Raw genomic sequence first — 25,859 nt, 5'->3', positions numbered from 1 at the left:
CCCTGGGAGGCGGCTCGGCCGACGGCGTGCGGGGTGTTGTGTTCACCAACACGTTCCGGTTCGTCTTCCCGCGTTTGACGCGGGCTTCTGCGCCTCTGCGATACCTCCGCCTTCCGCCACGTCTGCCGCGCCGGAGGCTTCAGCCTTTTCGCTCGCGTTCCGAAGCGCCCAGCCTTGGCGCGTCCGGCGGAAAAGCATCAGCGCTTCACGCTCTCTCGCATCGCTTCAACGTCAGCTCGAACAGGGTACCGACTGCTCTCCGGTGTGAAACGATGCAGGCATTATACGCCAGCTTTGGGAGGGGTCGGATAGATTTTCTCGACAAACGCTTGTTTTCAATAACTTGAGGTCAAGAAAGTGTGGGATTGGGCCTGAGTCTATCCCCGCAACGCCCGCCATCGCGCCGACCATTCTCGGACTCCGAGGCAGCGCGCAGCGTCGCTGCGCTCGGCGAAGCGCCACAGGAACAGGCGGCGCTGTTCCGCCGTTGGGGGCGAGTTCGGAGGTAACGGCGTGCGTCTCGGGCGCGCCGATGTGAAGGCGCCCAACAACGGCACAAGCGCAGCCAGACGCGCGGCCGGCTCGGCCGATTTCCGAGCGCTGGCGACGGCTGCAGCGCCTGCATCAGGCTGCGCTGTTCGCGTTTCCGATGCGCCACGCCATCGCTTCGGTGTTCTTGCTCGTTCTGGTGATCGCCGCACTGAATGCGGTCGAACCGCTCATTCTGAAGATGCTGTTCGACTATCTCGGCGCGCCGACGGGGAGCCAGCCGCTGCTGATCGGCCTCAGCTTGCTTGCCGTGCTCGCAGTCAGCCGCGATCTGCTCAAGGGCGCGTCGACGTGGCTGACCTGGCGCACGCGCATCGGCGTGCAATACGCGCTGCTCGAGGCCACCGTCGGCAAACTCCATTCCATGCCGCTCCGGCTGCAGCGCAGCGAAGGCGTCGGCGCAATCATGACGCGGCTCGACCGCAGCATCCAAGGTTTCACGCAGGCGGTGGCGACGATACTCTACGACATCCTGCCGTCGCTGTTGTTTTTGGCGATCGCGATCTGGATCATGTTCGGTCTCGACTGGCGGCTCGCGCTCATCGTCCTGTTCTTCACGCCGTTCCCGGCGCTGCTGGCGACCCGCGCGGCGCCCGAGCAGGTCGAGCGCGAACGCTCGCTGCTCGATCGCTGGGCGCGCATCTATTCGCGCTTCAACGAAGTGCTATCGGGCATCGTGATGGTGCGCAGCTTCTCCATGGAAGAGATGGAGAAACGGCGCTTTCTCGACGCGGTGGCCGCCGCCAACAGGCTCGTCATTCAGGGCGTCGCCGTCGACGCCAGCTATAGCGCGGCGAGCAATCTGGTGATGGCGCTGGCGCGCGTGGCGGCCATCAGCGTCGGCGCTTGGCTGGTGCTGCGGGGTGAAATCACGGTCGGCACCGTGGTCGCGTTCCTCGGCTATGTCGGCGGTTTGTTCGCGCCGGTGCAAGGACTGAGCAGCGCCTATTCTTCGCTGCGCAAGGCCTCGGTGTCGCTCGACGAGATTTTCGGCATTCTTTCGTTCCAGGACCATCTTGGCGATGCGCCCGACGCCGAGGACTTGACCGAAATCGCTGGCAATGTGCGGTTCGAGAACCTGTGCTTCCGCTACGAACAGGCAGGAACGCCCCTGCTCGACGGCGTTACGCTCGACGTGAAAGCCGGAGAGACGATCGCAATCGTCGGCCCGAGCGGCGCCGGCAAGACCACGCTAATGGCGCTGCTGATGCGCTTCTACGATCCGATCGAAGGCCGCATCCTGCTCGACGGGCGCGACTTGAAACGCATCAAGCAAAGCTCGCTCCGGCGCAATATCGGCGTCGTGCTGCAGGACCCGCTGTTGTTCAACGACAGCGTACGCGCCAACATCGCCTACGGACGGCCGGACGCCAGTCAAGACGAGATCGTCGCGGCCGCGCGCGCCGCCTATGCCGACGGGTTCATAGCAAGGCTCGCCGAGGGTTACGACACGCAGGTGGGCGAGCGCGGCGGGCTGCTTTCGGTCGGCGAACGCCAGCGCATCACCATCGCGCGCGCATTGCTGAAGAACCCGCCGATCCTGGTGCTCGACGAAGCGACATCGGCGCTCGATGCGGAATCGGAGGAAGCGGTGCAGAGCGCGATCGAGACACTGGTCAAAGGCCGCACCACGTTCGTCATCGCTCACCGTTTGTCGACGGTGGTGAATGCCGACCGCATCATCGTGCTGAAGGAAGGCCGCATCGTCGAAGCCGGCCGCCACGCCGAGTTGGTGCGGCAGAGCGGCTATTACGCGTCGCTGGTGCGGCGGCAGAGCCGTGGGTTGATCGTGAACGAGGGGGAAGAGAGCGCGGAGGATTGAGGGCGCGTGGGGTGGGGATGTTCTCGTCCGCGGCGCGGCGAAGCCGCGCTCGATCAATCGCCAATGACGTGCGGTGGCCCCCTGGGTTCCCGGTTCTTCGCTGCGCGAAGCCCCGGAATGACGAACTTGGACGCTCAAGGGGCTCAGAAGCTCGCGAACGCCTGGGCTTGGGCGCGGCGGGCGTATTTGTCCGCGTACATCGCTTCGTCGGCGCGGGCGATGGCGGTTTCCGGATCCTCGACCAGGGCGATGGCGTGGACGCCGAACGAGGCGCGGACGCGATGGCCCATGCCTTCGTGCAGGATGATGGCGCCATCGAGCTTCTCGCTCAGCGCCGCGGCCTTCGCGTGCGCCTCTTCGGCGCTGGCGCGGTTGAGGATGACGCCGAATTCGTCGCCGCCCAAACGGCCGACGACGTCGCTTTCGCGGACACTGTCGACGAGCATGAGGCCGACATGGCGGAGCACGGCGTCGCCGGCGGCGTGGCCATAGGCGTCGTTGAGCTGCTTGAAGCCGTCGAGATCGAGATAGAGCACCGCGGCCGGAGTCCTGTAGCGCTCGACTTCCGACATCGTGCGGTGCAGTTCGCGCAAGAAAGCGCGGCGGTTGAAGACGGGGGCCAGCGTGTCGCGGTCGGCGAGATTCTCGGCCGCGGCGAGCCGCTCGGCCAGCGAATCGCGCTCGGCGGCGAGTCGCTCCAAAGCGGCGAGCGCAGCGTCGGAAACGTCGCGCCGCGACAAGCCCAGCCCTTGCAGGAGCTGGCTCGTTGCGGAGCCGATCTTCGCCGTGCCGAACCGCATAGATTGCGCCTCTTCACAGCAAGGGATGCGCTGATGAGGTAAAGACGGCCTTAACCGGGGTCACGGGGATCGGTTGTCGGGGATCGGTTATCGGGAATCGAGCACGGCGGTCCAAATCCCGAGAACCGACAACCGATAACCGATACCCGACCACCTCTGGACCTAGACGTGCGGCGCGGCTTGATTTACTGGGCCGTTTTTTAGGAGCAGCCGAAACATGGCTACGCCCCCGGTCGGCCTGATCATGGGCTCGAAGTCGGACTGGGAGACGATGAAGGCCGCGGCCGAGGCGCTGGACGCGCTGGGAGTCGCCTACGAGGCCAAGATCGTTTCCGCCCATCGCACCCCGCAGCGCCTCTACGACTACGCCTCGAGCGCCAAGGCGCGCGGCGTGAAGGTGATCATCGCCGGCGCCGGCGGCGCGGCGCATCTGCCGGGCATGGCCGCTTCGATGACGACGCTGCCGGTGCTGGGTGTGCCGGTGAAGAGCCGCGAACTCAAAGGCCTCGATAGCCTGCTCTCGATCGTGCAGATGCCGAAGGGCGTGCCGGTCGGAACTCTGGCGATCGGCGAAGCGGGCGCAGCGAACGCGGGGCTCATGGCGGCTTCCATTCTGGCGCTTTCCGACGAGGCGCTGGCGGCGCGGCTCGAAGCGCATCGCGCGGCGCAGACCGCGGCGATCGGCGAAGACCCGCGATGAATCCGCTGAAGCCGGGCTCGACGATCGGCATCCTGGGCGGCGGCCAATTGGGCCGGATGCTCTCGCTGGCCGCCGCACAGCTCGGCTTCGATGTGGCGATCTACACCGATGAACCCGACAGCCCCGCGTCGCGCGTTTCGGCGCGGACACGTGTCGGCAATTATCTCGATGAAGCGGCGCTGGCGGATTTCGCGCGCCATGTCGATGTCGTCACCACCGAATTCGAGAACGTGCCGGCGGAGACGGCGCAGGCCTTGATCGCGGCCGGCGCACGTGTGGCGCCCAACCCGCACGCGCTCGCGGTGGCGCAGGACCGGTTCGACGAAAAGAGCTACTTCACCAGCGCCGGCATCGCGACGCCGCCGTTTCGCGCCATCGGATCGCAAGAGGATCTCGACGCGGCAATCGCCGAGATCGGCGCGCCGGCGATCCTGAAGACGCGGCGGTTCGGCTATGACGGACGCGGCCAGATCCGCATCGCGAGCGCCGGCGATGCGCGCGGTGCGTACGAGAAGCTCGGCGCGCCGGGCATTCTCGAAGGCTTCTGCGTATTCGAGCGCGAAGTCTCGATCATCGCCGCGCGCGGCTGGGATGGCGCGATCGCGTTCTACGACCTCAACGAGAACGAGCATGCGGGCGGCATCCTTTCGCGCACGACCTTGCCGGCGCGGGTCGGCGCCGATGTCGAGCGCGCCGCGCAGGATGCGGCCAAGCGCGTGATGGAAGCGTTCGATTATGTCGGCGTGCTGACGATCGAGTTCTTCGTCATGCCGGACGGATCACTGGTGGCGAACGAGATGGCGCCGCGCGTGCATAATTCGGGGCACTGGACCATCGAAGGCGCCCTCACCTCGCAGTTCGAGCAACACATCCGCGCCGTCGCCGGCTGGCCGCTCGGATCGACCAAGCGGCTCGCTGGCGTCGAGATGGTCAATCTGATCGGCGAAGACGCCGAGGCTTGGCCGGCGCTCGCGGCCGACGCCGACGCGCGGCTCCATCTCTACGGCAAGCGCGACACGCGCGCCGGCCGCAAGATGGGCCACGTCACCAAGCTGCGCTTCTAGCGCGGGAACGCTTCGTCGCGGGCGGTGTAGAGCCAAAGGCCGATGACGTAGATCACCGGCAGGAAGAACCAGAGCACGCCGGACACATCGCCCGCCCAGCGCGGCACGACAGCGACGGAATCCGCTTCGCCGAACACGCTGACGGCGCCGCCGAGATAGGCGACCAGCAGCAAGGCGGCGACGCAGGCCCAGAAGGCGATGGCGGTCGCGACAATGGGAGAGGTGCGCTCGACGTAATCGTCGGCGGCATGGTCCTCCAAACGCGTGAGGCTTGGCCAGATCGTCAGCGGCCAAGCCGCAGCATTGAGGAACCGTAGCGGCGCAGCATGCATCGATGCCTCCAACACGGATTGATGCGCACGAGCATACGCCTCACGGCTTCGTGATAAGAGTGAAATCGCGATAAGTTACCGCCTCAGCGGTAGCGGAAGCGGGCGGCGACGCCAACGGCGCTCTCGACGCCTTCGCCAAGTGGCTTCAGGCGCGCTTTGAATTTTTCGAACTGCATCACGTTCTCGATCCGCGCGTCGAGGAAGGCCCAGGTCGCTTCGTGGCCGTCGCTGTCGTCGGCGAACCAGCGGGCGTAGGTGCTGGCGAGCACGCCGGAGAGAATGGCGCGCTTGGAGTAGAAGTTCTCGTCGGTCGACTTGTCGCCGAGCGCGCGCCAGATCTTGTCGGCTGTGCGCCAGAGCAGGCGCGCGGCTTCGGCGGCGCGGTCCGGGCGGGCGAGCGCGCGGGTCATGGCGCGGGCGGCGTCCTTGTAGGGCGCCTGGGCTTCGAGCCGGAGCTGCACGGCGGCGCGGACCTTGTGGCGGATTTTCATGGCCGGGAGATCGAGCTCCTCCAGGGCCGCCAGCATCGCCTCGTCGGCCCGGGCGGCGAAGGCGTCGAACAGATCGGCTGCGCCTTTCGGGCAGGCCAGCGCCGCCTCCCCTTCGCTGAGGCCGGCCTCGGCGACCGCCGCCTTGAAGGCGGCGTCGGTCCAGCCCACGCGGGCGGCTTGGAGCGTGAAGGCGTCCAGGAGACGGGCGCGGAACCGGTCTGAGGGGGTATCGGCCATGCGGCGACGGTACGCGTAAAGCTTTGGATCGTCGACGGTCCCGGCATGGACAGGGCCGCGGCGTTTTGCTATTGCCGCCGCTTCAATTCAGCCGCCACGCGGGCGCGAGAGGCGACCGCGGCGGTCACGTGTTTGGCTTTCAGGCGACGGGAGAAGAGTCCTGGTACAGATTTTCGTTCGCGATAACAACGTCGATCAGGCGTTGAAGGCGCTCAAGAAGAAGATGCAGCGGGAAGGCACTTTCCGCGAAATGAAGCGTCGCAACCATTTCGAAAAGCCGTCGGAAAAGCGTGCGCGCGAGCGCGCCGAAGCCGTGCGCCGGGCCCGCAAGCTCGCCCGCAAGCGCGCGCAACGCGAGGGCCTGTTGCCGCGTCCTGCGCCGAAGCCGCGTTAAGCGAACCCAAGATCTGAATTTGGAAACGCCGTCCGGTTCGCCGGGCGGCGTTTTCGCGTTCAGGTCTCGGGCGCCGCTGCGAGCCGCAGCATCAACGCGGCGGCTTGATCCAACAGCGCGCGCTCCGATGCGCTCAGTTTCGCCAGCCGCGCCTGCAGCAGCGCGAGGCGCGCCTTCAGTCCGCGCTGCATGAGCGCCCGGCCCTTCGCGGTGACATCGATGCGCACGCCGCGCCGGTCGGTGCGGTCGATGCGCTTGGCGACGAGCGCTTCCGCTTCGAGATCGCTGACCAGTTTGGACATCGTCGCGCTGGTGACCTGCTCGGCGCGGGCAAGGCCGCTGAGGCTTTTCGGCCCCGCAAACACCAGCACTGAAAGCGCCGAGAGCTTCGGCGCGGAGAGACCAGTCTCATCGTCCGCGGTGCGGACCATGCGCAGCAGGCGGATCGCGCCGGAATGCAGCCGCGCCGCCGTCTCAAGCAAATCAGCCCGGGCCATGGGTTCAATTGTGGCTTGACGTAATTAGTTCGTCAAACTAAATATATGGAGATAAAAGGCCGAGGCGCGCAGGATGAACCGATTGTGCCGGCAGGATGCCGTCGGTCCTCGGATGTAATCCTGCCGGGAAGATGCGGGATCGAGGAGCGCGTGATGAACGATGCGCCGATGTTGTTGTCAGGGATCGCGCAGATCGCGTTGGCGAGCGCGGAGCCGCTGAAGCTGGTGGCTTGGTACCGCGACACGCTGGGCCTCGCCGTGCTGTTCGAAGCTTCGGGCATGACGTTCTTCCAGTCCGGCGCGACGCGGCTGATGATCGGGCCGCAGCAGCCGGGCCAGAGCGTCGGCGGCGATGCGGTGATCTATTTCGAGCCGCGCGACTGGAGCGCGGCGGAAGCGGCGCTGGAAGCGCGCGGCGTGGTGTTTCTGCATCCGGCGCAAGCGGTGCAGCGCGCGCCCGGGCGCGAACTGATGCTGCGCCCGTTCCGCGATCCGGAGGGACACGCGCTGGCGATCATGGGGTGGCGGGCTGCGGATTGATCGGGCCGGCATCTCCGGACTCGGACGTTCGCCTTGTTCCGATTTTCGTTACGCCGATGTTGCGGCGTGCGTCCCCGGCCGATCACCAAAACGATTGGGACCGCGCGTGCCCGGCCAAAGCATAAGGACAAGTAGGAAAGCGGCGTCCAATCCAAACCCGACGGGATCGGCCGCAGCACGAGAAGCAACTGCGCCCCAAAACCCTCGCACGAAGCCGATGGCGAAATCCCCAGGGTGTTGCGCAACAGCGGCCCAGTCGATATGGGGCCCCGTTGGGCTCTGACTAAGTGCGGCTAGCTGCGCCGTTTGAGCGGAGGCCAAGCCTTCGATGAGGCGTTCGCCGAAACCCTGCATAAATCCCCACGCAAATCCCGCTGCGAAGGGGACCAGAGCCCACCACCATCGTGCGTTGAAGTCATGCAGACGCCTCGACGCCATCCAAAACCACGGCAACAGGGCAAAGGCATCTACAAGAAACGCGTTCCCGGTCGCGATGAGCATCGCAGCTTTCGCCACAACTAGACAGACATAGGCGGCGAAAAACGCCCGCCTGCTCATCCGCCCTGCAAACAATGACATCGCCGCACCCCGTCACTCTTGCTAACGCGGAGACGCTAACTCGCGAATCCTGAGACAAATGCCGTCGGCACATCGGTCGCCGTCGGCGCGCAAGCACGCCGTCGGCTGTCAGTCTGCGCTATTGCCCATCGCTCGCCGGGATTTTTACTTGTGACGGCGTGTGGCTTTCGCCAAGCGCGCGCAATTCCTCCTGGACCGAGCGGAACGGCGTGTGCGAGTCGCATTGATCGCGGATGATGTTGAGCGAGCCGCTGTCCTCGAACGCGACGACGTCGACGACTTCGGCCAGCACCGGATCACCTTCGATGTTGGGATAGCCGCGCAACACCTCGCGCGCCGCGGCCAGGCTGTCCCGGCGGGATCCGATCTGATCGTAGGATTCGCCAAGCATCGCCCTCAGTTGCAGCACCTGCATAGCTTCGACGACCACGACGGAGTTCGGCGGAATTCGCACGACCGGCGCGGCGCGGTCATAGCAAAGCATTTGGATGTAGTTCCATTGGGACATGGTGTCGGTGATCTGGAGTACTGCGTAATCGCCCGGCTCCATTCTCGCCTTGGCGAACTCCGACGTGCCAATGACGCCACCGGCCGCGTCGGTGCGCACGAGATGGTTCTCGATCAAGAGAAACACGGTCTGGCTGGCGCCGATGGGCTGGTTGCCCGCGAGATCGACCCGTTGCAACTCAAGATGCGTCCCCATCAGCCCGCCAACCTGAGGCTGCTCGATCAGCACCAAAGACACAGGCTCCGTCGGCGAATAGCCGAAGCTGGTGCGCACACCCGCGCACCCGGTAACGCACAAAGCGGCCAGTGCGCCTGCCAGCAGACGCAGATCGAACGATATACCCATGTACGCGGCTCCCCCCGGAGTGGCTCAGCAGGGCAATTTTACCACCGCCGGTACCGCGCGCTAGTGCGAACAGATGACGAAAGGTGTCGGTGGATTGGCACATAACGCGTCTCACCACGCATATACGCAGTCGGCGTCACTCTAATCGCTACTCTCTTCCCCCGCGCACGTCTCCAGCGGTTGCGGCGCGGGCGCTTCGTCTTCCTCGATCAAATAGAGGATCGGCCGCGCCACATCGATGACGGCGCGGTGTTCGGTGAGCGCGTCTTGGCCGATGATGCCGACGATGGTCTCGCCGGTGAGGGGGCCGAGCACGTCGGCGACTTGGGCGATGTCGGCGACGGCGATGCGGCTCTGGCGGATCGGCACGCCGGCGATCGCGAGGCTCTCGATCTGCGCAATCTGCGCGCGCTGGCCGCCGCCGACGCCGAAGGCTTGCCCTTGCAGACCGCCGGGCGTCAGACCGAAGCGTTCGACGTAACGCCGGTCGATGACGCTGGCGTTGGCGCCGGTGTCGAGCACGAAGAGGCCGGTGTGGCCGTTCAGCTCAACTTCGACGAGATGGTGGCCGGTGACGGCGGCGGCTTGCAGCGGCACGCCGGTGAAGCCGAGCAGGCAGAGCGCCTGGTCGACAGTGCCGGCCTCCTGCGGGCGATACTCGGCCGTACGCGTGGCCAGCCGATCGCAAGCGCTGCACAAGAGCGCGGCGGCGAGAATGATGGAGAGGCGCATGGACAGGGAATGCGGGCTCTCGCGCCCGCGTTCCCTATCCTGTCGCGCGGCGCTTACGCCGCTTCCTGCTTGAAGTCGCCGAGCTGGGCGGCGAGCGCGCGCTGGAAGGCTGGGCGCACCGTGCAGCGTTCGAGATAGGAGGAAAGGTTCGCGTGCTCGCGCGCATATTGCGGCAAGATCCGCAACACTGACGACATCATCAGATCGCCGGCGGTGAAGCGATCGCCGTCGAGATAGAGCTTATCGCCGAGCGCATTGGAGAGACCTTTGAGCCGCTTCTGCATGAACTCGACGGCGCCCGGGCGGCGAAGCTTCGCCCACTCCTCGTTGGCGTAGAAGAGATCGATCAGGGCGACGTTCATGATGGATGGCTCGATCGAGTTGAGCGCGGCGATCAGCCATTGCGCAGCGCGGGCGCGCGCTTGCGGCTCTTTCGGCAGCAAGCTTTCGCTGCGCTCGCCGAGGTGCAGCACGATCGCGCCGGTTTCGAACAGCACGAAGCCGTTCTCTTCAAAAATCGGCACTTGGCCGAACGGCTGCAGGGCGCGGTACTCGGCCTTGTCCTGGTCGCCCTGATTCAGGAGGCGGGTTCGGTACGACAAGCCGGCTTCTTCCAGCGCCCAGCGCACGCGCAGGTCGCGCACTTGGCCGCGGGCGAAATCGGGCACCCATTCGAAAGCGGAAATGGTGATCATGACGTCTGCTCCCTTGCGAATTTCTCGACGTAGGCCTGTTCTTTGTCGAAGGCGGAATTCCAGCCGCCGATGTGGCTGTCGCGGCGTTCGACGTTGATGAACGGCGTCTGGTGGAAAAGCTGCGCCGTCCTGCCGTCGCGCTCCTCGAACGTGAGGGTGACGAGTGTTTCGACTTCGCCGGAGGGGCCTTCGTCCCACTTGAACGTGAAGACGAGGCGCGTATTGGGGACGATCTCGCGATAGACGCCGCCGAACCAGCTGTCGCCGTATTGAGGAGAGCGGATCACGGCGCGATAGGCGCCGCCGACGCGGAAGTCGATGCTCACCTCGGCGCACTCGAAACCCACCGGCCCCATCCAGTTCTTGAAGTGCGCCGGATCGCTCCACATTGCGAACATCAGCGCCGCCGGCGCGTCGAAGGTGCGCGTAATCAGGAGTTCGTCGTCGGCGAGCGTCGCGCTCATGACTTCCCTTCCCTCTTCTTCAACTCGGCGAGATACGATTCCATCTTGTCGAAGCCGCCGCTCCAGAAGCGGCGATAGTGCGCGAGCCAATCGTCGACGCCTTTGAGCGCGTGCGGCTCCAGCCTGCACGGGCGCCACTGGGCTTCGCGGCCGCGGGTGATAAGGCCGGCGGTCTCCAGCACCTTGAGGTGGCGCGAGACGGCGGGGAGCGAGATGTCGAACGGCGCGGCGATCTCGCTCACGGTCGCCTCCCCTTCCGCCAGCCGGGCGAGGATGGCGCGGCGGGTCGGGTCGGCCAGGGCCGAAAGGGTGAGCGAGAGGGGATCGTTCATTTAACCAATCATGCAATTAACGTACTACTTAAATACGCCGGATTTCCGTGTCAAGGAGCCGGGGTTGGAGCGCGGCGCATGGGGTTTATGCTTGCTCCGACACGGGGACGGACATGACCGGAACTGGCAAGGCGCTCGGCGCCGCTTCTCTGCTCGCATTGGCGCTCACCGCGCTCGCCGCGTGTGCGCCGCCTTCAGCACAGCCGGCGCGGGACGGAGCGCAACTTGCGCCAGGCGCCGGCGTCGACACGGTGCGGGCGCTCTGCACCTCCTGCCACCGCGAGAACGTGATCACGCGCAGCTCGGGCTATACGCGCGCGCACTGGGACGAACTGATCGCGACGATGGTGGAGTTGGCGCCGGAGCAGGAACGAGCCGTGCTCGACTATCTCGCCGCGCACTATCCGCCGTCGCACAATCCGCGGCCGGCGCGGATCGCCGAGGGGCCGCTCGACGTAAGCTTCCGCGAGTGGGCCGCGCCGCAGCTGGGGCAGCGCGCGCGCGATCCGGTCGAAGCGCCAGACGGGGTGATCTGGTACGTCGGCCAGCGCGGCAACACGATCGGCCGCATCGATCCGCGCACGAACGATATCCGTGAATGGCCGCTGCCGGCGGAAACGCTGCCGCACAGCGTCAACGTCGATCGCCAAGGCCGCGTCTGGTACATGGGCAACGGCAACGGCACGATCGGCCGGTTCGATCCGGCGAGCGGCGAAAGCACCGAACATCGCATGCCTGATCCGGCCGCGCGCGATCCGCATACGGCGGAATTCGACGCCAACGGAATCATGTGGTTCACGCTGCAGCAGAGCAACATGATCGGCCGCTTCGATCCGCGGAGCGGCGAGATACGGCTGGCGACAATTCAGCGCGAGGGCGCGCGGCCGTACGGCGTGAGGATCGACGCGCACGGCAATCCGTGGGTCGCGTGCAACGGCAGCAATTGCCTCATCCGCGTCGATCCGAGGACCCTGGCGCTGACCGAGATTGACCTGCCGGGCGAAGACACGCACGTGCGCCGGCTCGACATCGCCGATGACGGCATGATCTGGTACGTGAATTCCGGCCGCGGCAAGCTTGGGCGCTACAATCCGCAAACCGGCGAAATCCGCGAATGGGACAGCCCGAGCGGGCCGGATTCGCATCCTTACGCCATCGCCGTGATCGGCGGCATCGTCTGGTACAATGAAAGCGGCGTCAGACCCGATCCGCTGGTGCGGTTCGATCCGCGCACGGAGACGTTCCAGAGTTGGCCGATCCCCTCCGGCGATCTCCACGCCGGCATCGTCCGCCACATGCGGGCGACGCGCGATGGCAACCTGCTGCTGCACCAGAGCAGCACCAACCGCATCATCCTGGCGACACTGCCGCCGGCGAACTGACGTCAGCTCTTCTTGCGGCCGCGCCAGTTGACCATGCTGACCTGATCGACGACGCCGGCCTTGAACACGCGTGACGCCAGCCAGAGCACGACGATCACGGCCAGCACCATCAGCGCGCCCTGCCCGGCGATCTCGATCCAGTCCAGGCCGGCCGGCGCGCGCATCAGCATCAGGAAGGGCGTGAACAGCGGCACCCAGGAGGCGGCCTCGATGATCGGCGCGTTCGGGTTATCGAGCGCCGGCATCACCAGCATCATCGGGATGGCGAGCACGAGCGCCACCGGGCCGAGTAGCGTCTGCGCCTCCTGGATCGACTCGCAGAGCGAGCCGAGCGCCAGGAAGATCGCGCCGTACATCAAATAGCCGGCGACGAAGCCCACGACGAACGCCACCAACAGGCGCGGCTCCAGGAACGCGGCGGCGATCTGGCCGAACACGGAATCGCCGAGCTGCGTCGCCGCCATGCTGAGCAGCGTGCCGCCGAGCGCGCCCCAGAACAGGAAGAGCGTGGCGCTCACCGCCGCCACGCCGAGCAGCTTGCCGATCAGGAGCTCCATCGGCGTGACGCTGGTGAGAATGGTGTCGAGAATCTTGTTCGACTTCTCCTCTATGACGCCCGAAAGCAGCATGTTGGCGACGGAGAAGACGACGCTCCAGAGAATGAAGGCGAGCGCCAGCGCGGCGAAGGCCGGCGCGCGTTGGCGGGCCGTCACTTCGGCGCTGCCGGTGGAGGGACGCGGGTCAAACTGGACGACGCGCGGATCGAAGCCGGCGAGCCGGTCCGCTTCGGTCGGCGCGAGTCCCTGCGCGGCGAGCGCCTCGCGCTGCATGGCGAGCCGCATGGCGCGGTGGGCGATGTTCGACGGCTCCTCGTGCGAAAGATTGGTGCTCCAGTACTCGATCACCGGTGCGCCGGCTTCGCGACGGACGTTGAGCGCGCCGAACAGCATGCGCCCGTCCGGCAAAGCGCGGCTGCCGTCCAGATAGGAGCGCAGCGCTTCGATATCCTGCGCGGGCGCGGTGGCGATGACGTAACGAGGTGAGGGTTGCGGAAAGGCGGCGAGCGCGCGCGGCGCGCGGCGGGCGACAATGGCGCGCGCCGCTTCAACGCCGGCTTCGCGGCTCGGCGCGGCATCGAACGCGGCGAGGATTTCCGCCTCCAACGCCGGCGCGGTGGCTTTGATGTAAGCGCTGATCTCGCCGCGGGCGTCGGCGCGGCCGCGTTCGAGGAACGCGTTTGTCACATGGGCCGCGTCGGCGGCCTGGTCGGCTATAACGGCAAGCACACGCGGCGGCTCAGCGCGCGCCAGCAAGAGCGGCATGAACATCAAGGCGGCGATGATCAGCGGCGCCGTGATCAGCGAGAGCCAGAAACCCCAGGCGCCGACATAGGCGAAGTAATCGCGGCGGGCGACGAGTAAGACTGGTGACATCGCCTACTCCGCCGCATCCGGCATGGCCCGGTCGCCGACCATGGCCACGAAAGCTTCATGTAAACTCGCGCGCGCCGGCTCGAACAGGGACAGCGGCGCGCCGGCTTCGACGCACGCCTGCAGCAGCTGGCGCGAGCCGTGGCCGTTCTCGAGCTTGGCGCGCCAGCGCCGGTTGCCGTGCTCTTCGCCTTCGGCGGCGATGTTGAACCCCTTCGGGGCCAGCGCGGCGGCGAGATCGAACTGGCCTTCCGTCTCCAGCACGGCGACGCTGGGCGCGAGCGCCAGCGCTTCCTGTACCGTGCCTTCGAACGCCTTGCTGCCGTGCGCGATCAAGAGAATGCGGTCGCACAGGCGCTCGGCATGTTCCATGACGTGGGTGGAAAAGAGAATGGTGCGCCCGGCCGCGGCTTGGGCGCGGATGGTGTCTTCGAGGACGCGCTGGTTGACGGGATCGAGGCCGGAGAACGGCTCGTCGAAGATGACGATGTCGGGCTCGTGGGCGATGGCGCCCAAGACCTGCACCTTCTGCGCCATGCCCTTGGAAAGCGTCTTGATCTTCTTGCGTTTGACCTTGCCGAGACCGTGCTCGTTCAAGAGCTGGTCGGCGCGCTTGAACGCCTTGCCGGAGGGCGCGCCCTTGAGACGGGCCAGATAGGCGATGGCGCCGCGAGCGCTCATCGAACGGTAAAGTCCGCGCTCTTCCGGCAAGTAGCCGACGCGCTTCAACGCATCGCGCGTGACCGGCCCGCCCATCATCGAGATGCGACCCTCGGTCGGCCTGAGCACGCCAACCAGCATGCGCAGCGTCGTCGACTTGCCGGCGCCGTTCGGGCCGAGCACGCCGTATATCGATCCCTGCGGGACCGAAAAGCTGAGGTCTTGGACCGCGGTGCGCGCGCCGTAGCGCTTGACCAGGCCTTCTGCTTCAAGCGCTGCGTTCATGCCGGCCAAGGTTTACGGGCCTTCGCGGTGAGATCAAGCGCGGTTCGTCGCTGCCGAGGCCGCAGCCGCAGCGGCCAAGCCTGACACGCGAATCTCATGTCGGATGGGGTAGCCAAGCCCGCCGGATCAAGTAGATTCCCGCGCTCGAACTGCATCCCAGGGGAATCGAACATGCGAGCCATGGTCTTCGCCGCCGCTCTGATGGCGGCCGGCGCCGCTTACGCCGAGCCGGTGACGTACACGCTCGATCCGGCGCACACGCAGGTCGCGTTCTCGATCGACCGGTTCGGCTTCAACCGCGTTCTGGGTCGCTTCGAGACGATCGCAGGGGAAGTGGTGCTGGACGAAGCCAATCCGGCGAACTCTTCGGTGCGCGCGACCATCCAAGTCGCCAGCGTCGACGCTGGTCACGACACGCGCGACGAGCACATCCGCGGCGAGCGTTGGCTGAATGCGGCGCAGCATCCGACGATGGAGTTTCGCTCGACGTCGGTGCGGCGGACGGGCGAGCGTACCGCGGAAGTCACCGGCGATCTGACACTGCTGGGGCAGACGCATCCGGTGACGCTGAACGTCACGCTGAACAATATTGGAACGGCGCCGAACAATCAGCGCCGCACCGCCGGCTTTTCCGCGACCGGCTCGCTCAACCGCAGCGCCTTCGGCTCGACCACGGCGGCGAACATGATCGGCGACAGCGTCTCGATTCAGATCGAAGCGTTGGCGCAAGCGCCGGCGGCGAACTGATGGCGTACTGGCTGGTGAAGAGCGAGCCTGGGACCTGGTCCTGGGAGCAGCACGTGAAGAAGGGCGCCGACGCTTGGACCGGCGTGCGCAACCATCAGGCCAAGGCGCATCTCAATGCGATGAAGAAAGGCGACAAGGCGTTCTTCTACCATTCCGGCGAAGGCAAGGAGGTCGTCGGCGTCAGCGAAGTGGTCAAAGAGGCCTATCCGGATGCGACGGATAAGACGGGCGCGTTCGTGTGCGTGGATCTGAAAGCGATCGAGCCGCTGAAGACGCCGGTGACGCTGGCGGCGATCAAGGCGGAGAAATCGCTGGCGAATATGGTGCTGGTGAAGAACTCGCGCCTTTCGGTGCAGCCGGTGACGGCGGACGAATGGAAAGCGATCCGCAAGATGGGTGGGCTGAAGTGAGTCCTTTCGATCCCGCGCCGTTCACCGACGCCGCCATTCCGGAAGAAACGAGGCAGCTCAACGCGGGCATTGTCGCCGCGATGAAGGACATGGCGAACTGGTGGGAAGTCGGCGCGCAGAAAGTGCGCGATGCGCGCGCCAGCGGCCAGGGCGTGTTTCCGGCGCCGGCGAAGTCCGAGCGGGCGCGCTGGATCGAGATCGACGGGCCTGCCGGCAAGGTCAAGCTGCGCGTCATCGCGCCGGCGCAGTCGCGCGGGGTTTACCTGCACATGCATGGCGGCGGACACGTGTTGGGCGCAGCGGATCAGCAGGACAAGCTGCTGGAGCGCATCGCCGATGAAACGCGGCTGACGGCGATCAGCGTCGAGTATCGGCTGGCGCCGGAGAACCCCTACCCGGCGGGGCCGGACGATTGCGAGGCGGCGGCGCTCTGGGTTAGCGACAATATCCGCGACTTCGGCGGCGAGGCGCTGGCGATCGGCGGCGAGAGCGCCGGCGCGCATCTTGCGGCGCTGACCATGCTGCGGCTGCGCGACACGCACCGCCGCACGCCGTTCAGAGCGGCGAACCTGGTGTTCGGCGTGTTCGATCTCGGCATGACGCCGAGCGCGCGCATGTTCGGCGACGAAAGGCTGGTGCTGCGGACGCTGGACATCGTGAAGTTCGGCGAGGCTTTCTTGCCGGGGCTGAGCGCAGAGGAGAAGCGCGCGCCGCATCTGTCGCCGCTTTACGCTGATCTGCGCGGTCTTTGCCCGGCGCTGTTCACTATCGGCACGCGCGATGCGCTCTTGGACGACAGCCTCTTCATGCGCGCGCGCTGGGTGGCGGCCGGCAATGCGGGCGAGCTGGACGTCTATCCCGGCGCTTGTCACGGCTTCATCGCGTTTCCGTGCGCGCAGACGTTTGCGTCACTGAAGAGGCAGACTGCGTTTCTGAACGCTACCCTGGACTAGTTGCCCGTCATCCTGGGGCGCACCAAGTGCGAGCCCAAGATCCAGGGGCCAACGCACTGGTTTAGATTCCCTGGATCCTGGGCTCTCGCTGCGCGAGCCCCAGGATGATCCTGGGGGGTAGGTCTCGACGAACAACACTTGCCTAGCGACGAACGGGAAGCGCGTTTCGCATTCGCCGCGTTCGCATGCGCCCTCGTCTCAATCGCGTTGAACGCGACAGCGAAACAGAGCGGTGTAAGCCTCAGGAAATTCGGAGGGGTTCATGCTTTCGTTTACGCGTCGCGCGATGTCGGCTTCCAGCATTGCGCTGCTCGCGGGCTGTGCGACGCAGGCCGGCGGGCGCACGCAAACGGCTGCAGCAGCGGCGCCGCGTGCGCCGGCCGCGATTGGCGCCTGGGGCATCGATCTGACGGCGCGCGACACTTCGGTGGCGCCGGGCGACGACTTCTTCCGCTACGCCAACGGCGGATGGCTCGACCGCACGGAGATTCCCGGCGACCGCACCCGCTGGGGCACATTCGACATGCTGCGCGAGAAGTCGGACCGCGACGTGCGCACGATCATCGAAGAAGTGGCGCTCGCCGGCGGCGCGCCGGGGTCGAATCAGCAGAAGATCGCCGACTTCTACAATTCCTATCTCAATGTCGAGGCGATCAATGCGGCTGGGCTTGCGCCGGCGCAGGCCGATCTTGCGGCCATCGCCGCGCTGCGCACGCATGAGGATGTGTTCCGCCTGATCGCTCGGCCGGACATGCCGGTCGCCTCGCCGATCGGGATCTACGTCACGCTCGATGAGAAGAACCCTGACCGCTACGCTGTCGGCATGAGTCACGCCGGACTCTCGCTGCCGGACCGGGACTATTACCTGCGCGACGACGAGCAGTTCACGACCATCCGCAACGAGTTCCGCGCCCATGTCGCACGCATGCTGACGCTGGCGAACCAGAGCGACGCCGACGCGAAGGCGCGCCGCATTCTGGCGTTGGAAACCGAGATCGCGCGGCGTCATTGGCCGCTCGCCGAGCGGCGCGAGAGCGAGCGCGTCTATAACCTGCGCACGCGCGAGCAAGTCCGCGCTCTGGCCCCGAACTTCCCGTGGGACGCGATGTTCGAGAGCGGCGAAATGGCCGCCGTGCCGGACGTCATCGTGGCCGAGGTCACGGCAATGGGGCCGCTCGCGGAGCTCAGCTTGGCGACGCCGGTGTCCACTTGGCGCGAATACCTGACCTATCACTACCTGACCAATGTCGGCGCGGTGCTGCCGCAGCCGTTCGACGACGAGAACTTCGCTTTCTACAACCGCACGCTCAACGGTCAGCCGCAGCAACGCGAACGTTGGAAGCGCGCCGTCGCCGCCTGCAACGGCGTGTTGGGCGAGGCGGTCGGCCAGCTCTACGTTGCGCGCCACTTCCCGCCAGAAGCCAAAGCGCAAATGCTGGAGCTGGTCGAAAATCTGCGCCGCGCCTACGGCCAGCGCATCGAAGCGCTGAGCTGGATGACGGCGGAAACGAAGATTGCGGCGCACGAGAAGCTGCGCACATTCCTGCCGAAGATCGGCTATCCGGACAATTGGCGCGACTATTCGGGCTTCGAGGTGCGCGCCGGCGATGCATTCGGCAACAATAAGCGCGCGGCGGTGTACGGCTGGCGCTACGACCTCGCGCGCCTGTCGCGTCCGACCGACAAGAGCGAATGGCTCTACATGGCGCCGCAGGAGGTCAACGCCTACTACAACACGGTCTTCAACGAGATCGTGTTTCCGGCGGCGATCCTGCAGCCGCCCTTCTTCGATCCGAACGCCGACGCTGCGGTGAACTATGGCGCGATCGGCGGCGTCATCGGCCATGAAATGGGTCACGGCTTCGACGACCAGGGAGCGAAGTCGGACGCGCACGGCGTGCTGCGCGATTGGTGGACGCCGGCGGACTTCGCCGCTTTCACCAGCCTCACCGACCGCTTGGCGGCGCAGTACGATGGCTTCGAAGCGCTGCCCGGCATCAACGTGAACGGGCGGCTGACGCTTGGCGAAAACATCGGCGACAATGGCGGCCTGCAGGTTGCGCTCTACGCCTACAAGCTTTCGCTGAACGGCCAGGACGCGCCGGTGCTCGACGGCTTTAGCGGCGATCAGCGCTTCTTCCTATCGTGGGCGCAGGCGTGGCGGCAGGACATCCGCGACGAGGCGCTGCGCAACCAAGTGCTGAGCGATCCGCACTCGCCGGCGCGCTTCCGCTGCAACGGCACTGTGCGCAACATGGACGCCTGGTACGCCGCGTTCAGCGTCCCGCAAACGGCGGCGCTCTATCTGCCGGAGAATGAACGCGTAGAAATCTGGTGAGACGCGCCTGATACCCCCGCTCACCAGGCTATGCCTTTCCCTCGCCTCCACCGAGTGAAAGGCGGAAACGCCGGCGCCGTTTTCCGAGTGTCGGCGCCGGCGTTTCCAATACGCGATACTCTTCTCACTCCACCCATCCCGGATGGCTCGCGAAGCGAGCATTCCGGGGCCATAAACACGACTATCGCAGTTCTACACTGAAACCGTGAGTGTTTATGGGTTCCGGGCTCGCCGCTTCGCGCCGCCCCAAAAATGGGTGAGAGCCTAGCGTCCCTCCAATTCCGCCAGCAGCTGCGGCATGTCGTAGACATCCGCGAGCGAGGTGCGGATCGCGGTGGCGGCGACTGTGACGGAGCGGTTGAGCGCGCCGTCATAGAAGTATTCGCCGCCGAGCGAGTGGATGTTGCCGTCGAACACTGCGCCGACGACGCGGCCTTCGCGGTCGAGCAGCGGGCTGCCCGAATTGCCGCCGATCACGTCATTGCTCGACGACACATTGAAGATCGCGTTGGGATCGAGGCGCGGACGTGCGTCGATCCAGCGTTGGCTGAGCACAAACGGATCATGGCCGGTCGCGCGCTCGTAGAGACCGGCGGTGTAGGTGAACGGCGCCACGACGCGGCCGCTCGGCTCGGTCCAGCCGATGACACGGCCGTACGAGATGCGCGGGCTGAAGGTGGCGTCCGGGTACTGGCCTTCGCCGAAGGCGCGGAAACGGGCGCGGGCGATGCGCTCGTGTGCGCGCGCCGCCGGACCCTCGACTTCGTTGACGTAGCGCGTGCGCACCGCGCGCGCGTCGGCGTCCCAGGCGCGGACGAACTGAATCAGCGGATCGTCCGAAGCGGCGAGCGCCGCCTCGCCGCCTTCCCAGAGCTGCAGACGATAAGCCGGATCAGCCAGACGCGAACGTGAAAGACGGGCGGCGAGCGCTTCCGGGCTTTCATTGCGAAGAATACGACGCGCCATCGGATCGTCGACCGTCAGATGCTCGCGCATCTTGGAGAGCCAGAACGCCAGATGGATTTCCTCGAACTCAGGCGTCACCGGGCGCTGCGCGCGGATACTCGCTTCCACCGAAGCGATGCGGGCGTCGGTGTAGCGCGGCAGGCGCTCAGCATCCGGATTCGCACGTTCCGCGGCAGCGCGGACGAGATCGCGCGCCCAGCTGAACAGCACCGAGCGTTCGCCGGCGCGGGCTTCGAGATATTGGTACTGGTAGAACATGCCGCGATAGGCGTTCTGCGCGCGTTCGATCTCGCCCCAGGCATCGCCGACTTCGCGCTGCGAGGCGCGGTTGCGGCGGACTCTGGTCTGCAGATCGGTTTGGCGTTCGGCGACGCGCGCGAAGCCGGCGGCGTCAGCCAATGCTTGGCGGCGACCGGAGAGGCCTTTGAACGAATTCTCGACGCCTTGCAGCGCGCTCGAGGCGATCCGCGCTTGGTCCGGGCCAAGTTGCGAGTACGCGATCAAGCGGCCGCGGATTTCCGACAGCGATGCGATCTGCCAGGGCAAGTTGTGATCACGCTCGAACGCGAGCTCTGCGGTGGTGCGCAGGCGCGAGGTGCGGCCGGGATTGCCGGCGATCAGCACGACCTCGTTTTCTTCCAGCGGGGTGAAGCGCATGGAGAGGTGGTTCGGCGTCGCCGCTGGCGCATCGTTTTCGTAGAGGCGCAGGAATGAGAAATCGACATCGTAGCGCGGGAAGTTGAAATTATCAGGATCGCCGCCAAACGCCGCCATGCCGTGCTCCGGGGCAAAGACGAGGCGCACGTCCTCGTAACGACGGTAGCGATGCAGCGCGTAGCGGCCGCCCTGATAGAGCGTCACCACTTCGCATCGCACCGTATCATTGGAGCATTCGCGCTCGAGCCGGGCGATCTCAGCGTCGCGGGTGCGGGCGAAGGATTCGGCCGCAACGCCCGCCGTCGCCGTTTCGATACTTTGCGTGACGTTCTCGATGCCCTGCAGCACGTCGATGCGCATGTTCGGGCAGCGGCGTTCTTCTTCGCGCGTGCGCGCCATGAAGCCGTTTTCGATATAGTTAGCTTCCGTCGTCGACAGCGCGGTGACGCATGAGATGACGCAATGGTGGTTGGTCAGCGCCAGGCCCTGACCGCTGACGTTGGAGGCCGAGCAGCCCGGCAACCGCGCCGTGCCGGCCATGACGCGGTCGCGCCAAGCCTGATCCGGCGCCCAGCCCATCTCGCGCTGCATGCGCTCGGCCGGGAAATTGTCGAACGTCCACATGCCCTCTTCGCTCGACGCCGGCGTCGCGACGAGCGCAAGCATTCCCAATGCGGCCGCGGCCGCGCGCAATTTCTGGCGCATGATGCCCCCTGACGAGTCCTCTCGTCAGGTACTGCCGAAGCGGGAGCCGCCCGGCAAGCGCCGAGCGGCAGTTCGCTGGGGTCAGAGCCCCAGCGCCGTCCGCATCTCGGCCTTCACTTCGGCCGAGAGGTCCTCCTGTTCGTCGATGAAATCGCGCACCGCCTCGTCGTCGGCGCCGGTGATGCGGACATAGGCGCGGTCGTCTTCTTCGCCCGGGCCGCCCTCGTCGGCGCGGACGACGACGTTCTGGCCATCGCCGCCGATATTGATGTTGACGCGCCCGTTCTCGCCGTGCCCCTCCTCATCCGTTCCGGCCACGCTCATCGAGAAGCCCGGCAGGCGCATGGAGAACGTTTCCGGCATCTCCTCGCCCTCGGGCGGCGGATCGGCGAACAGGGCCTGCGCCCGGTTAGCATCCATCAGCGCGGACGCGCCCTCGGCGGCGCGCGCGCCGACGGTGCGGCCGTCCGGCGCGACGATGATGTAGGTCTGCTCGACGCTCGAGGCGCGAATCTCCATCGTGTAGCCTTCGGCCGCGGCCTGCGTATCGCCGCCGCTCGTGCTGGTGGCCGCATCGTCACAGCCGGCTGCCGCCAGCGCCAGTGCCGCCGTCAGGATCAGTGCGCGCATCAAGTCCTCCCCGTTCAGCTCATACTCGGGTCCATACTGAGCAGATGCAAGCAAAGCGGCCGGCGGATGCAGGCGGGCGGAACCCCTTCTCACCCCCTCCGTTGACCGGCCAGGAGAGCGCCATGACAGAGCTGACCAACGATTTGGCGGAAGAATTCCCGGACAAGGCGGACGAGATCGAACGGCTGACACGCGAGAACGCGCGCTTCGAGGCGCTGCGCCGCCGCAATCGCGATCTCTGGCTGCAAATTCAGGAGATCCAACGCAGCCGCGCGCCCGACGACGACGAGCTGACGCGCTTGGAAGAACAGCGCCTGGGCGTTCTCGACGAGATCAGCCTCATTCTCCGCGGCGGCAAGAAAGCGCCGAGCCAAGCGCGCGAGGAAGGGCGGTTGTGAGGCGGTTCGGCTAAGGCAAGTAGGCAGGTCGGCAATCGGCAAATCGGCAATAGGCCAGCGCGCAGTCGATCGATTGCTTACTTGCCTATTGCCGACTTGCCTAACGCCTCACCTTGTCCGCTCGAACCGGACCACCTTTTCATCGCGGTCGACGTAGGCGACGCGATAGCCGGCCTGCATCCAGGCGCGGGCGTGGCTGTGGTGATCCTGATTGTCATTGGCCCAGAAGGCGCGGTGCTTCAGCGCGCTCTGCGGCAGCGGTTTGCCGATGATCTGCTCGATGTCCTCGAAGGTAAGCATTTCCGGGCGGCCATTGCGCCGGTTGAGATGAGAATTGAGCGCTGCGTACTTGCGCATGTCGTTTCGTCTCCCGCACAGGCACCTGAAGCGGATCGCACCCGCAACGATGCTGACGGAGGCGCAGTGTGAACTGATTTGCGCGATATGCACAGGGGATGCGGAATGACTCCGTTGAACTCTAATTCAGCGGTGTTTTCGGCCCGACGCCGCAGCGCGCGGCGGCGGCGCGCAGGTTCTTGTTGCGCGACCACAGTGTTGCGCCGGGCGTGAGCACAGTCGAGGCCAGTAGGTTGGCGTCGACATATCCTATGCCAGTGGTCTGGAGTTTGTGTCGATCGATGAAGATCATCACCTCGGCGTGCGTGGCGGAGGTCACCGCAGGCAGATTGTTGAGATAGCGAAGCACCTCGGCGCGTTTGGAGATGCTGCCGAGCGCCACTTCGCCGATAACGGCGGGATGCGCGAGCACTTCGTTGCGCGTGAGCAGCGCTACAAGTTGCGGCTCTGCCGCGCGCAAATGGTCAATCCAGATCGACGTGTCGACCAGGATCATCCGTTCAGCCCGGCCGGCGGCGCGGCGGCGCTTTCGCTTTCGGATCGCTGCCGCCCAAGCGCGCGAGCCGGCGCGCGGATTCGCGCTCGATCAGTGCTTTCAGCGCTTCACGGACGAGCGCGGTTTTTTCTGCGACGCCGGTTAGGGCTTCGGCTTCGGCGAGGAGATCGTCGTCCAAGGCGAGCGTAGTTCTCATGCACGAAAGATAGCATCAAATGATGCCGTTTTCAATGCCGGTATTTCAGGTCGGGTGGTCATTCGCAACTCTCTTTCCGCCATTTGACTTCCTCATCTCGCCACCGCTTCAGGCACTCGCGGAACATCTCCGCGCCCTCGGCAAAGTAGACATCCCCCTCCGTGACACCGCGCTCTTCGAACAGCACCGCGCCGTCGTGCGGCGGCATGCCGACGGGCGTAACGTCAAATACCTGAAAGCGCCAACCCCGCCCGCGATGGCGGAAAAATACAAAGAATGGCTTGCGGCCTTCGGAGAAGTGATAGCCCTCGAACAAGACCGGGGCGCCGTCGCATGCGGCCGTCAGCGCAAAGTCCTCACCGAAGTCGAGATCAGCTTCGCTCAACGCCCGAACTTCTGGAACTTGATCCGGCTCGGAATGATTTCGCTCACCCCCAGCCGCCGCATCTTGTCGGCTTCGTAGCTATCGAAATCGCCTTCGAACCATTCGACGTGACTATCGCCTTCGAAGGCGAGGATGTGCGTCGCGAGGCGGTTCAGGAACCAGCGGTCGTGGCTGATGACGACGGCGCAGCCCGCGAAATCTTCGAGCGCCGCTTCCAGTGATTGCAGCGTTTCGACGTCGAGATCGTTGGTCGGTTCGTCGAGCAGCAGCACGTTGGCGCCAGTGAGCAGCGTCTTGGCGAGGTGGACGCGGTTGCGTTCGCCGCCGGACAACAGCCCCACCTTCTTCTGCTGATCGCTGCCCTTGAAGTTGAAGCTCGACACGTAGGCGCGCGAGGGCACGTCGCGGCCGTTGATGGTGAGGATGTCCAAGCCGCCGGAAATCTCTTCCCAGATCGTCTTGTTCGGATCGAGCGTGTCGCGCGACTGGTCGACATAGCCCATCTTCACGCTGTCGCCGATGGTGATCTTGCCCTCGTCCGGCGTCTCGTGGCCGGTGATCATCCGGAACAAAGTCGACTTGCCGGCGCCGTTCGGGCCGATGATGCCGACGATGCCGCCCGGGGGCAGCTTGAACGTCAGCCCGTCGATCAAGAGCTTGTCGCCGAAGCCCTTCTTCAGATTGTCGAATTGGATGACGTTCTGCCCCAGGCGCGGGCCTGGCGGAATCTGAATGGTGGCGAAGGTTTGCTTCTCGCGCTCGGCCTCGGCCGCCATTTCCTCGTAGCGCGAGAGGCGCGCCTTCGATTTGGCTTGGCGCGCCTTCGGCGATTGGCGCACCCATTCCAGTTCGCGCGCGAGCGCCTTCTTGCGGCCCTCGCTTTCGGTCGCTTCCTGTTCGGAGCGCTTAGCCTTGGCTTCGAGCCAGGCTGAGTAATTGCCCTCGTACGGATTGCCGCGGCCGCGATCGAGTTCGAGCGTCCACTTCGTCACCTGGTCAAGGAAGTAGCGGTCGTGGGTGACGAGGATGACGCAGCCCGGGAACGCCTCGAGATGGTGCTGCAGCCAGGCGACGCTTTCGGCGTCGAGGTGGTTGGTCGGCTCGTCCAGCAGCAGCATGTCGGGCTTGGAGAGCAGCAGCCGGCAGAGCGCGACACGACGGCGCTCGCCGCCGGAGAGTTTGTCGACCGGCCAATCGTCCGGCGGACACCGGAGCGCGTCCATCGCCATGTCGATGCGGCTGTCGATGTCCCACGCATCGGACGCGTCGATCCGCTCCTGTAGCGAGGTCATCTCTTCCATCAGCTCGTCAGTGTAATTCTCGCCGACCTCCATGCTGACTTCGTTGAAGCGGGTGACAAGCTTCTTCTCCTCGCACCAGGACTCGACATTCTCGCGCACCGTCATGGACGGATCGAGCTGCGGCTCCTGCTCGAGATAACCCATCTTGGTGTTGGCCATGGCGAAGGCTTCGCCGGTGAAATCCTTGTCGAGGCCCGCCATGATCTTCAGCAGCGTCGACTTGCCCGAGCCGTTGACGCCGACGACGCCGATCTTCGCGTCCGGGAAGAACGACAGCCAGATGTTCTCGAACACCTTCTTGCCGCCCGGATAGGCCTTGGTGAGGCCCTGCATCGTGAAAATGTATTGCGCCGGCTGCTGCGCCATTCTGCGTCGTCCTTTGGAGCTGAGCCGCGCGATATAGCGACGCGCCGCCTTGCCGGCAATGTCGCAGATGCCGGCGAGCGGCTTGACGCTGTCGGTCCGCATGGGAAACTGCAGCT

30 protein-coding genes are annotated in these 25,859 nt (G+C 65.7%); 11 read left to right on the top strand and 19 right to left on the bottom strand.

The window, feature by feature from the left end; translation table 11 throughout:
* Positions 1 to 649 precede the first annotated feature (649 nt).
* Positions 650 to 2,371: an ABC transporter ATP-binding protein gene (locus VEA80_RS15380; RefSeq protein WP_325061648.1), complete on the top strand. Its 1,722-nt coding sequence runs from the start codon at positions 650 to 652 to the stop codon at positions 2,369 to 2,371.
* Between the two features lie 143 nt (positions 2,372 to 2,514).
* Here the strand turns inward: VEA80_RS15380 and VEA80_RS15375 are convergent, their stop codons facing one another.
* The gene (locus VEA80_RS15375; protein ID WP_325061647.1) at positions 2,515 to 3,171 is read right to left on the bottom strand and encodes a GGDEF domain-containing protein; all 657 of its coding nucleotides are present in this window, start codon (positions 3,169 to 3,171) and stop codon (positions 2,515 to 2,517) included.
* A 217-nt stretch (positions 3,172 to 3,388) separates the two neighbouring features.
* Here VEA80_RS15375 and purE point away from each other — a divergent pair, with 217 nt between their 5' ends.
* Together purE and VEA80_RS15365 are read left to right on the top strand one after the other, a co-directional pair.
* On the top strand, positions 3,389 to 3,871 hold the full coding sequence (gene purE / locus VEA80_RS15370; RefSeq protein WP_325061646.1) for a 5-(carboxyamino)imidazole ribonucleotide mutase: 483 nt from the start codon (positions 3,389 to 3,391) through the stop codon (positions 3,869 to 3,871).
* Positions 3,868 to 4,935 carry a 5-(carboxyamino)imidazole ribonucleotide synthase gene (locus VEA80_RS15365; RefSeq protein ID WP_325061645.1) on the top strand — a complete coding sequence of 356 codons (1,068 nt, stop codon included), beginning with the start codon at positions 3,868 to 3,870 and terminating at the stop codon, positions 4,933 to 4,935. Before purE ends, VEA80_RS15365 begins: the two co-directional genes overlap by 4 nt.
* Here the strand turns inward: VEA80_RS15365 and VEA80_RS15360 are convergent.
* Positions 4,932 to 5,267, bottom strand: a complete 336-nt coding sequence (locus VEA80_RS15360) for a hypothetical protein (RefSeq protein ID WP_325061644.1) — start codon at positions 5,265 to 5,267, stop codon at positions 4,932 to 4,934. The two genes, VEA80_RS15365 and VEA80_RS15360, sit on opposite strands and share 4 nt — an antisense overlap.
* Before the next feature lie 83 nt (positions 5,268 to 5,350).
* On the bottom strand, positions 5,351 to 5,995 hold the full coding sequence (locus VEA80_RS15355; protein ID WP_325061643.1) for a COQ9 family protein: 645 nt from the start codon (positions 5,993 to 5,995) through the stop codon (positions 5,351 to 5,353).
* Between the two features lie 160 nt (positions 5,996 to 6,155).
* On the opposite strand from VEA80_RS15355, the gene rpsU reads away from it, so the two are divergent.
* Positions 6,156 to 6,389: a 30S ribosomal protein S21 gene (rpsU, locus tag VEA80_RS15350; RefSeq protein WP_135212345.1), complete on the top strand. Its 234-nt coding sequence runs from the start codon at positions 6,156 to 6,158 to the stop codon at positions 6,387 to 6,389.
* A 59-nt stretch (positions 6,390 to 6,448) separates the two neighbouring features.
* Here the strand turns inward: rpsU and VEA80_RS15345 are convergent, their stop codons facing one another.
* On the bottom strand, positions 6,449 to 6,886 hold the full coding sequence (locus VEA80_RS15345) for a MarR family winged helix-turn-helix transcriptional regulator (RefSeq protein WP_325061642.1): 438 nt from the start codon (positions 6,884 to 6,886) through the stop codon (positions 6,449 to 6,451).
* A 153-nt stretch (positions 6,887 to 7,039) separates the two neighbouring features.
* On the opposite strand from VEA80_RS15345, the gene VEA80_RS15340 reads away from it, so the two are divergent.
* Positions 7,040 to 7,426 (top strand): VOC family protein, encoded by a 387-nt coding sequence (locus VEA80_RS15340; RefSeq protein WP_325061641.1) that lies wholly within the window; start codon positions 7,040 to 7,042, stop codon positions 7,424 to 7,426.
* A gap of 48 nt (positions 7,427 to 7,474) precedes the next feature.
* On the opposite strand, the gene VEA80_RS20575 is transcribed toward VEA80_RS15340, so the two are convergent.
* From VEA80_RS20575 to VEA80_RS15315, 6 genes are all read right to left on the bottom strand, one after another.
* Entirely contained in the window at positions 7,475 to 7,984 is a 510-nt protein-coding gene (locus tag VEA80_RS20575; protein WP_414731518.1) for a DUF805 domain-containing protein, read from the bottom strand.
* Positions 7,985 to 8,123: 139 nt separating this feature from the next.
* Positions 8,124 to 8,744, bottom strand: coding sequence for a hypothetical protein (locus VEA80_RS15335; RefSeq protein WP_325061640.1), 621 nt, complete (start codon positions 8,742 to 8,744; stop codon positions 8,124 to 8,126).
* Between the two features lie 255 nt (positions 8,745 to 8,999).
* Entirely contained in the window at positions 9,000 to 9,590 is a 591-nt protein-coding gene (locus VEA80_RS15330) for a retropepsin-like aspartic protease (protein ID WP_325061639.1), read from the bottom strand.
* Positions 9,591 to 9,643: 53 nt separating this feature from the next.
* Positions 9,644 to 10,285, bottom strand: a complete 642-nt coding sequence (locus VEA80_RS15325; protein WP_325061638.1) for a glutathione S-transferase family protein — start codon at positions 10,283 to 10,285, stop codon at positions 9,644 to 9,646.
* Positions 10,282 to 10,749 (bottom strand): SRPBCC domain-containing protein, encoded by a 468-nt coding sequence (locus tag VEA80_RS15320; RefSeq protein WP_325061637.1) that lies wholly within the window; start codon positions 10,747 to 10,749, stop codon positions 10,282 to 10,284. Before VEA80_RS15320 ends, VEA80_RS15325 begins: the two co-directional genes overlap by 4 nt.
* Positions 10,746 to 11,081, bottom strand: a complete 336-nt coding sequence (locus VEA80_RS15315) for a metalloregulator ArsR/SmtB family transcription factor (protein ID WP_325061636.1) — start codon at positions 11,079 to 11,081, stop codon at positions 10,746 to 10,748. Before VEA80_RS15315 ends, VEA80_RS15320 begins: the two co-directional genes overlap by 4 nt.
* 113 nt (positions 11,082 to 11,194) lie before the next feature.
* Here VEA80_RS15315 and VEA80_RS15310 point away from each other — a divergent pair, with 113 nt between their 5' ends.
* Complete coding sequence (locus VEA80_RS15310) at positions 11,195 to 12,463, top strand: virginiamycin B lyase family protein (protein WP_325061635.1); 1,269 nt, start codon at positions 11,195 to 11,197, stop codon at positions 12,461 to 12,463.
* A gap of 2 nt (positions 12,464 to 12,465) precedes the next feature.
* Here VEA80_RS15310 and VEA80_RS15305 read toward each other — a convergent pair whose 3' ends face one another.
* Together VEA80_RS15305 and VEA80_RS15300 are read right to left on the bottom strand one after the other, a co-directional pair.
* The gene (locus tag VEA80_RS15305) at positions 12,466 to 13,896 is read right to left on the bottom strand and encodes an ABC transporter permease (protein ID WP_325061634.1); all 1,431 of its coding nucleotides are present in this window, start codon (positions 13,894 to 13,896) and stop codon (positions 12,466 to 12,468) included.
* Between the two features lie 3 nt (positions 13,897 to 13,899).
* Positions 13,900 to 14,838: an ABC transporter ATP-binding protein gene (locus VEA80_RS15300; protein ID WP_325061633.1), complete on the bottom strand. Its 939-nt coding sequence runs from the start codon at positions 14,836 to 14,838 to the stop codon at positions 13,900 to 13,902.
* 171 nt (positions 14,839 to 15,009) lie between these two features.
* Here VEA80_RS15300 and VEA80_RS15295 point away from each other — a divergent pair, with 171 nt between their 5' ends.
* The 4 genes from VEA80_RS15295 (at position 15,010) to VEA80_RS15280 (ending at position 19,286) form a co-directional block, all read left to right on the top strand.
* On the top strand, positions 15,010 to 15,585 hold the full coding sequence (locus VEA80_RS15295) for a YceI family protein (protein ID WP_325061632.1): 576 nt from the start codon (positions 15,010 to 15,012) through the stop codon (positions 15,583 to 15,585).
* Positions 15,585 to 15,995 (top strand): EVE domain-containing protein, encoded by a 411-nt coding sequence (locus VEA80_RS15290; RefSeq protein ID WP_325061631.1) that lies wholly within the window; start codon positions 15,585 to 15,587, stop codon positions 15,993 to 15,995. Before VEA80_RS15295 ends, VEA80_RS15290 begins: the two co-directional genes overlap by 1 nt.
* A complete protein-coding gene (locus VEA80_RS15285; protein WP_414731517.1) occupies positions 15,959 to 16,948 on the top strand; it encodes an alpha/beta hydrolase in 990 nt (329 codons plus the stop codon). Before VEA80_RS15290 ends, VEA80_RS15285 begins: the two co-directional genes overlap by 37 nt.
* A 262-nt stretch (positions 16,949 to 17,210) precedes the next feature.
* Positions 17,211 to 19,286 (top strand): M13 family metallopeptidase, encoded by a 2,076-nt coding sequence (locus VEA80_RS15280; protein ID WP_325061629.1) that lies wholly within the window; start codon positions 17,211 to 17,213, stop codon positions 19,284 to 19,286.
* Positions 19,287 to 19,550: 264 nt separating this feature from the next.
* On the opposite strand, the gene VEA80_RS15275 is transcribed toward VEA80_RS15280, so the two are convergent.
* Both VEA80_RS15275 and VEA80_RS15270 read right to left on the bottom strand, forming a co-directional pair.
* On the bottom strand, positions 19,551 to 21,614 hold the full coding sequence (locus VEA80_RS15275) for a S46 family peptidase (RefSeq protein ID WP_325061628.1): 2,064 nt from the start codon (positions 21,612 to 21,614) through the stop codon (positions 19,551 to 19,553).
* Between the two features lie 81 nt (positions 21,615 to 21,695).
* Positions 21,696 to 22,244 (bottom strand): hypothetical protein, encoded by a 549-nt coding sequence (locus tag VEA80_RS15270; RefSeq protein ID WP_325061627.1) that lies wholly within the window; start codon positions 22,242 to 22,244, stop codon positions 21,696 to 21,698.
* A gap of 122 nt (positions 22,245 to 22,366) precedes the next feature.
* On the opposite strand from VEA80_RS15270, the gene VEA80_RS15265 reads away from it, so the two are divergent.
* A complete protein-coding gene (locus tag VEA80_RS15265; protein ID WP_325061626.1) occupies positions 22,367 to 22,642 on the top strand; it encodes a hypothetical protein in 276 nt (91 codons plus the stop codon).
* Positions 22,643 to 22,750: 108 nt separating this feature from the next.
* On the opposite strand, the gene VEA80_RS15260 is transcribed toward VEA80_RS15265, so the two are convergent.
* The 5 genes from VEA80_RS15260 to ettA all read right to left on the bottom strand — a co-directional run bounded on the left by VEA80_RS15260 (position 22,751) and on the right by ettA (position 25,743).
* A complete protein-coding gene (locus tag VEA80_RS15260; RefSeq protein ID WP_325061625.1) occupies positions 22,751 to 22,999 on the bottom strand; it encodes a DUF7662 domain-containing protein in 249 nt (82 codons plus the stop codon).
* Positions 23,000 to 23,120: 121 nt separating this feature from the next.
* Positions 23,121 to 23,495 carry a type II toxin-antitoxin system VapC family toxin gene (locus tag VEA80_RS15255; protein WP_325061624.1) on the bottom strand — a complete coding sequence of 125 codons (375 nt, stop codon included), beginning with the start codon at positions 23,493 to 23,495 and terminating at the stop codon, positions 23,121 to 23,123.
* A gap of 4 nt (positions 23,496 to 23,499) precedes the next feature.
* Complete coding sequence (locus VEA80_RS15250; protein ID WP_325061623.1) at positions 23,500 to 23,691, bottom strand: type II toxin-antitoxin system VapB family antitoxin; 192 nt, start codon at positions 23,689 to 23,691, stop codon at positions 23,500 to 23,502.
* A gap of 58 nt (positions 23,692 to 23,749) precedes the next feature.
* Positions 23,750 to 24,076, bottom strand: coding sequence for a hypothetical protein (locus tag VEA80_RS15245; RefSeq protein ID WP_325061622.1), 327 nt, complete (start codon positions 24,074 to 24,076; stop codon positions 23,750 to 23,752).
* Positions 24,073 to 25,743: an energy-dependent translational throttle protein EttA gene (gene ettA, locus VEA80_RS15240; RefSeq protein ID WP_349257268.1), complete on the bottom strand. Its 1,671-nt coding sequence runs from the start codon at positions 25,741 to 25,743 to the stop codon at positions 24,073 to 24,075. The genes VEA80_RS15245 and ettA overlap by 4 nt, the downstream gene beginning before the upstream one ends.
* Between the last annotated feature and the right edge of the window lie 116 nt (positions 25,744 to 25,859).

This window comes from Vitreimonas sp. (assembly GCF_035627415.1).
Taxonomy (GTDB): Bacteria; Pseudomonadota; Alphaproteobacteria; order Caulobacterales; family Aquidulcibacteraceae; genus Vitreimonas.
Note: the sequence above shows the minus strand (reverse complement) of the source record. Positions and strands in the feature narration are given on the sequence as shown.

What these genes read in the sequence shown, in the direction of transcription:
- VEA80_RS15380 (WP_325061648.1), top strand. Translation starts at nt 650, where the DNA reads ATGCGCCACGCCATCGCTTCGGTGTTCTTGCTCGTTCTGGTGATCGCC.
- VEA80_RS15375 (WP_325061647.1), bottom strand. Translation starts at nt 3,171, where the DNA reads ATGCGGTTCGGCACGGCGAAGATCGGCTCCGCAACGAGCCAGCTCCTG.
- purE (WP_325061646.1), top strand. Translation starts at nt 3,389, where the DNA reads ATGGCTACGCCCCCGGTCGGCCTGATCATGGGCTCGAAGTCGGACTGG.
- VEA80_RS15365 (WP_325061645.1), top strand. Translation starts at nt 3,868, where the DNA reads ATGAATCCGCTGAAGCCGGGCTCGACGATCGGCATCCTGGGCGGCGGC.
- VEA80_RS15360 (WP_325061644.1), bottom strand. Translation starts at nt 5,267, where the DNA reads ATGCATGCTGCGCCGCTACGGTTCCTCAATGCTGCGGCTTGGCCGCTG.
- VEA80_RS15355 (WP_325061643.1), bottom strand. Translation starts at nt 5,995, where the DNA reads ATGGCCGATACCCCCTCAGACCGGTTCCGCGCCCGTCTCCTGGACGCC.
- VEA80_RS15345 (WP_325061642.1), bottom strand. Translation starts at nt 6,886, where the DNA reads ATGGCCCGGGCTGATTTGCTTGAGACGGCGGCGCGGCTGCATTCCGGC.
- VEA80_RS15340 (WP_325061641.1), top strand. Translation starts at nt 7,040, where the DNA reads ATGAACGATGCGCCGATGTTGTTGTCAGGGATCGCGCAGATCGCGTTG.
- VEA80_RS20575 (WP_414731518.1), bottom strand. Translation starts at nt 7,984, where the DNA reads ATGAGCAGGCGGGCGTTTTTCGCCGCCTATGTCTGTCTAGTTGTGGCG.
- VEA80_RS15330 (WP_325061639.1), bottom strand. Translation starts at nt 9,590, where the DNA reads ATGCGCCTCTCCATCATTCTCGCCGCCGCGCTCTTGTGCAGCGCTTGC.
- VEA80_RS15325 (WP_325061638.1), bottom strand. Translation starts at nt 10,285, where the DNA reads ATGATCACCATTTCCGCTTTCGAATGGGTGCCCGATTTCGCCCGCGGC.
- VEA80_RS15320 (WP_325061637.1), bottom strand. Translation starts at nt 10,749, where the DNA reads ATGAGCGCGACGCTCGCCGACGACGAACTCCTGATTACGCGCACCTTC.
- VEA80_RS15315 (WP_325061636.1), bottom strand. Translation starts at nt 11,081, where the DNA reads ATGAACGATCCCCTCTCGCTCACCCTTTCGGCCCTGGCCGACCCGACC.
- VEA80_RS15310 (WP_325061635.1), top strand. Translation starts at nt 11,195, where the DNA reads ATGACCGGAACTGGCAAGGCGCTCGGCGCCGCTTCTCTGCTCGCATTG.
- VEA80_RS15305 (WP_325061634.1), bottom strand. Translation starts at nt 13,896, where the DNA reads ATGTCACCAGTCTTACTCGTCGCCCGCCGCGATTACTTCGCCTATGTC.
- VEA80_RS15300 (WP_325061633.1), bottom strand. Translation starts at nt 14,838, where the DNA reads ATGAACGCAGCGCTTGAAGCAGAAGGCCTGGTCAAGCGCTACGGCGCG.
- VEA80_RS15295 (WP_325061632.1), top strand. Translation starts at nt 15,010, where the DNA reads ATGCGAGCCATGGTCTTCGCCGCCGCTCTGATGGCGGCCGGCGCCGCT.
- VEA80_RS15290 (WP_325061631.1), top strand. Translation starts at nt 15,585, where the DNA reads ATGGCGTACTGGCTGGTGAAGAGCGAGCCTGGGACCTGGTCCTGGGAG.
- VEA80_RS15285 (WP_414731517.1), top strand. Translation starts at nt 15,959, where the DNA reads ATGGAAAGCGATCCGCAAGATGGGTGGGCTGAAGTGAGTCCTTTCGAT.
- VEA80_RS15280 (WP_325061629.1), top strand. Translation starts at nt 17,211, where the DNA reads ATGCTTTCGTTTACGCGTCGCGCGATGTCGGCTTCCAGCATTGCGCTG.
- VEA80_RS15275 (WP_325061628.1), bottom strand. Translation starts at nt 21,614, where the DNA reads ATGCGCCAGAAATTGCGCGCGGCCGCGGCCGCATTGGGAATGCTTGCG.
- VEA80_RS15270 (WP_325061627.1), bottom strand. Translation starts at nt 22,244, where the DNA reads ATGCGCGCACTGATCCTGACGGCGGCACTGGCGCTGGCGGCAGCCGGC.
- VEA80_RS15265 (WP_325061626.1), top strand. Translation starts at nt 22,367, where the DNA reads ATGACAGAGCTGACCAACGATTTGGCGGAAGAATTCCCGGACAAGGCG.
- VEA80_RS15260 (WP_325061625.1), bottom strand. Translation starts at nt 22,999, where the DNA reads ATGCGCAAGTACGCAGCGCTCAATTCTCATCTCAACCGGCGCAATGGC.
- VEA80_RS15255 (WP_325061624.1), bottom strand. Translation starts at nt 23,495, where the DNA reads ATGATCCTGGTCGACACGTCGATCTGGATTGACCATTTGCGCGCGGCA.
- VEA80_RS15250 (WP_325061623.1), bottom strand. Translation starts at nt 23,691, where the DNA reads ATGAGAACTACGCTCGCCTTGGACGACGATCTCCTCGCCGAAGCCGAA.
- ettA (WP_349257268.1), bottom strand. Translation starts at nt 25,743, where the DNA reads ATGGCGCAGCAGCCGGCGCAATACATTTTCACGATGCAGGGCCTCACC.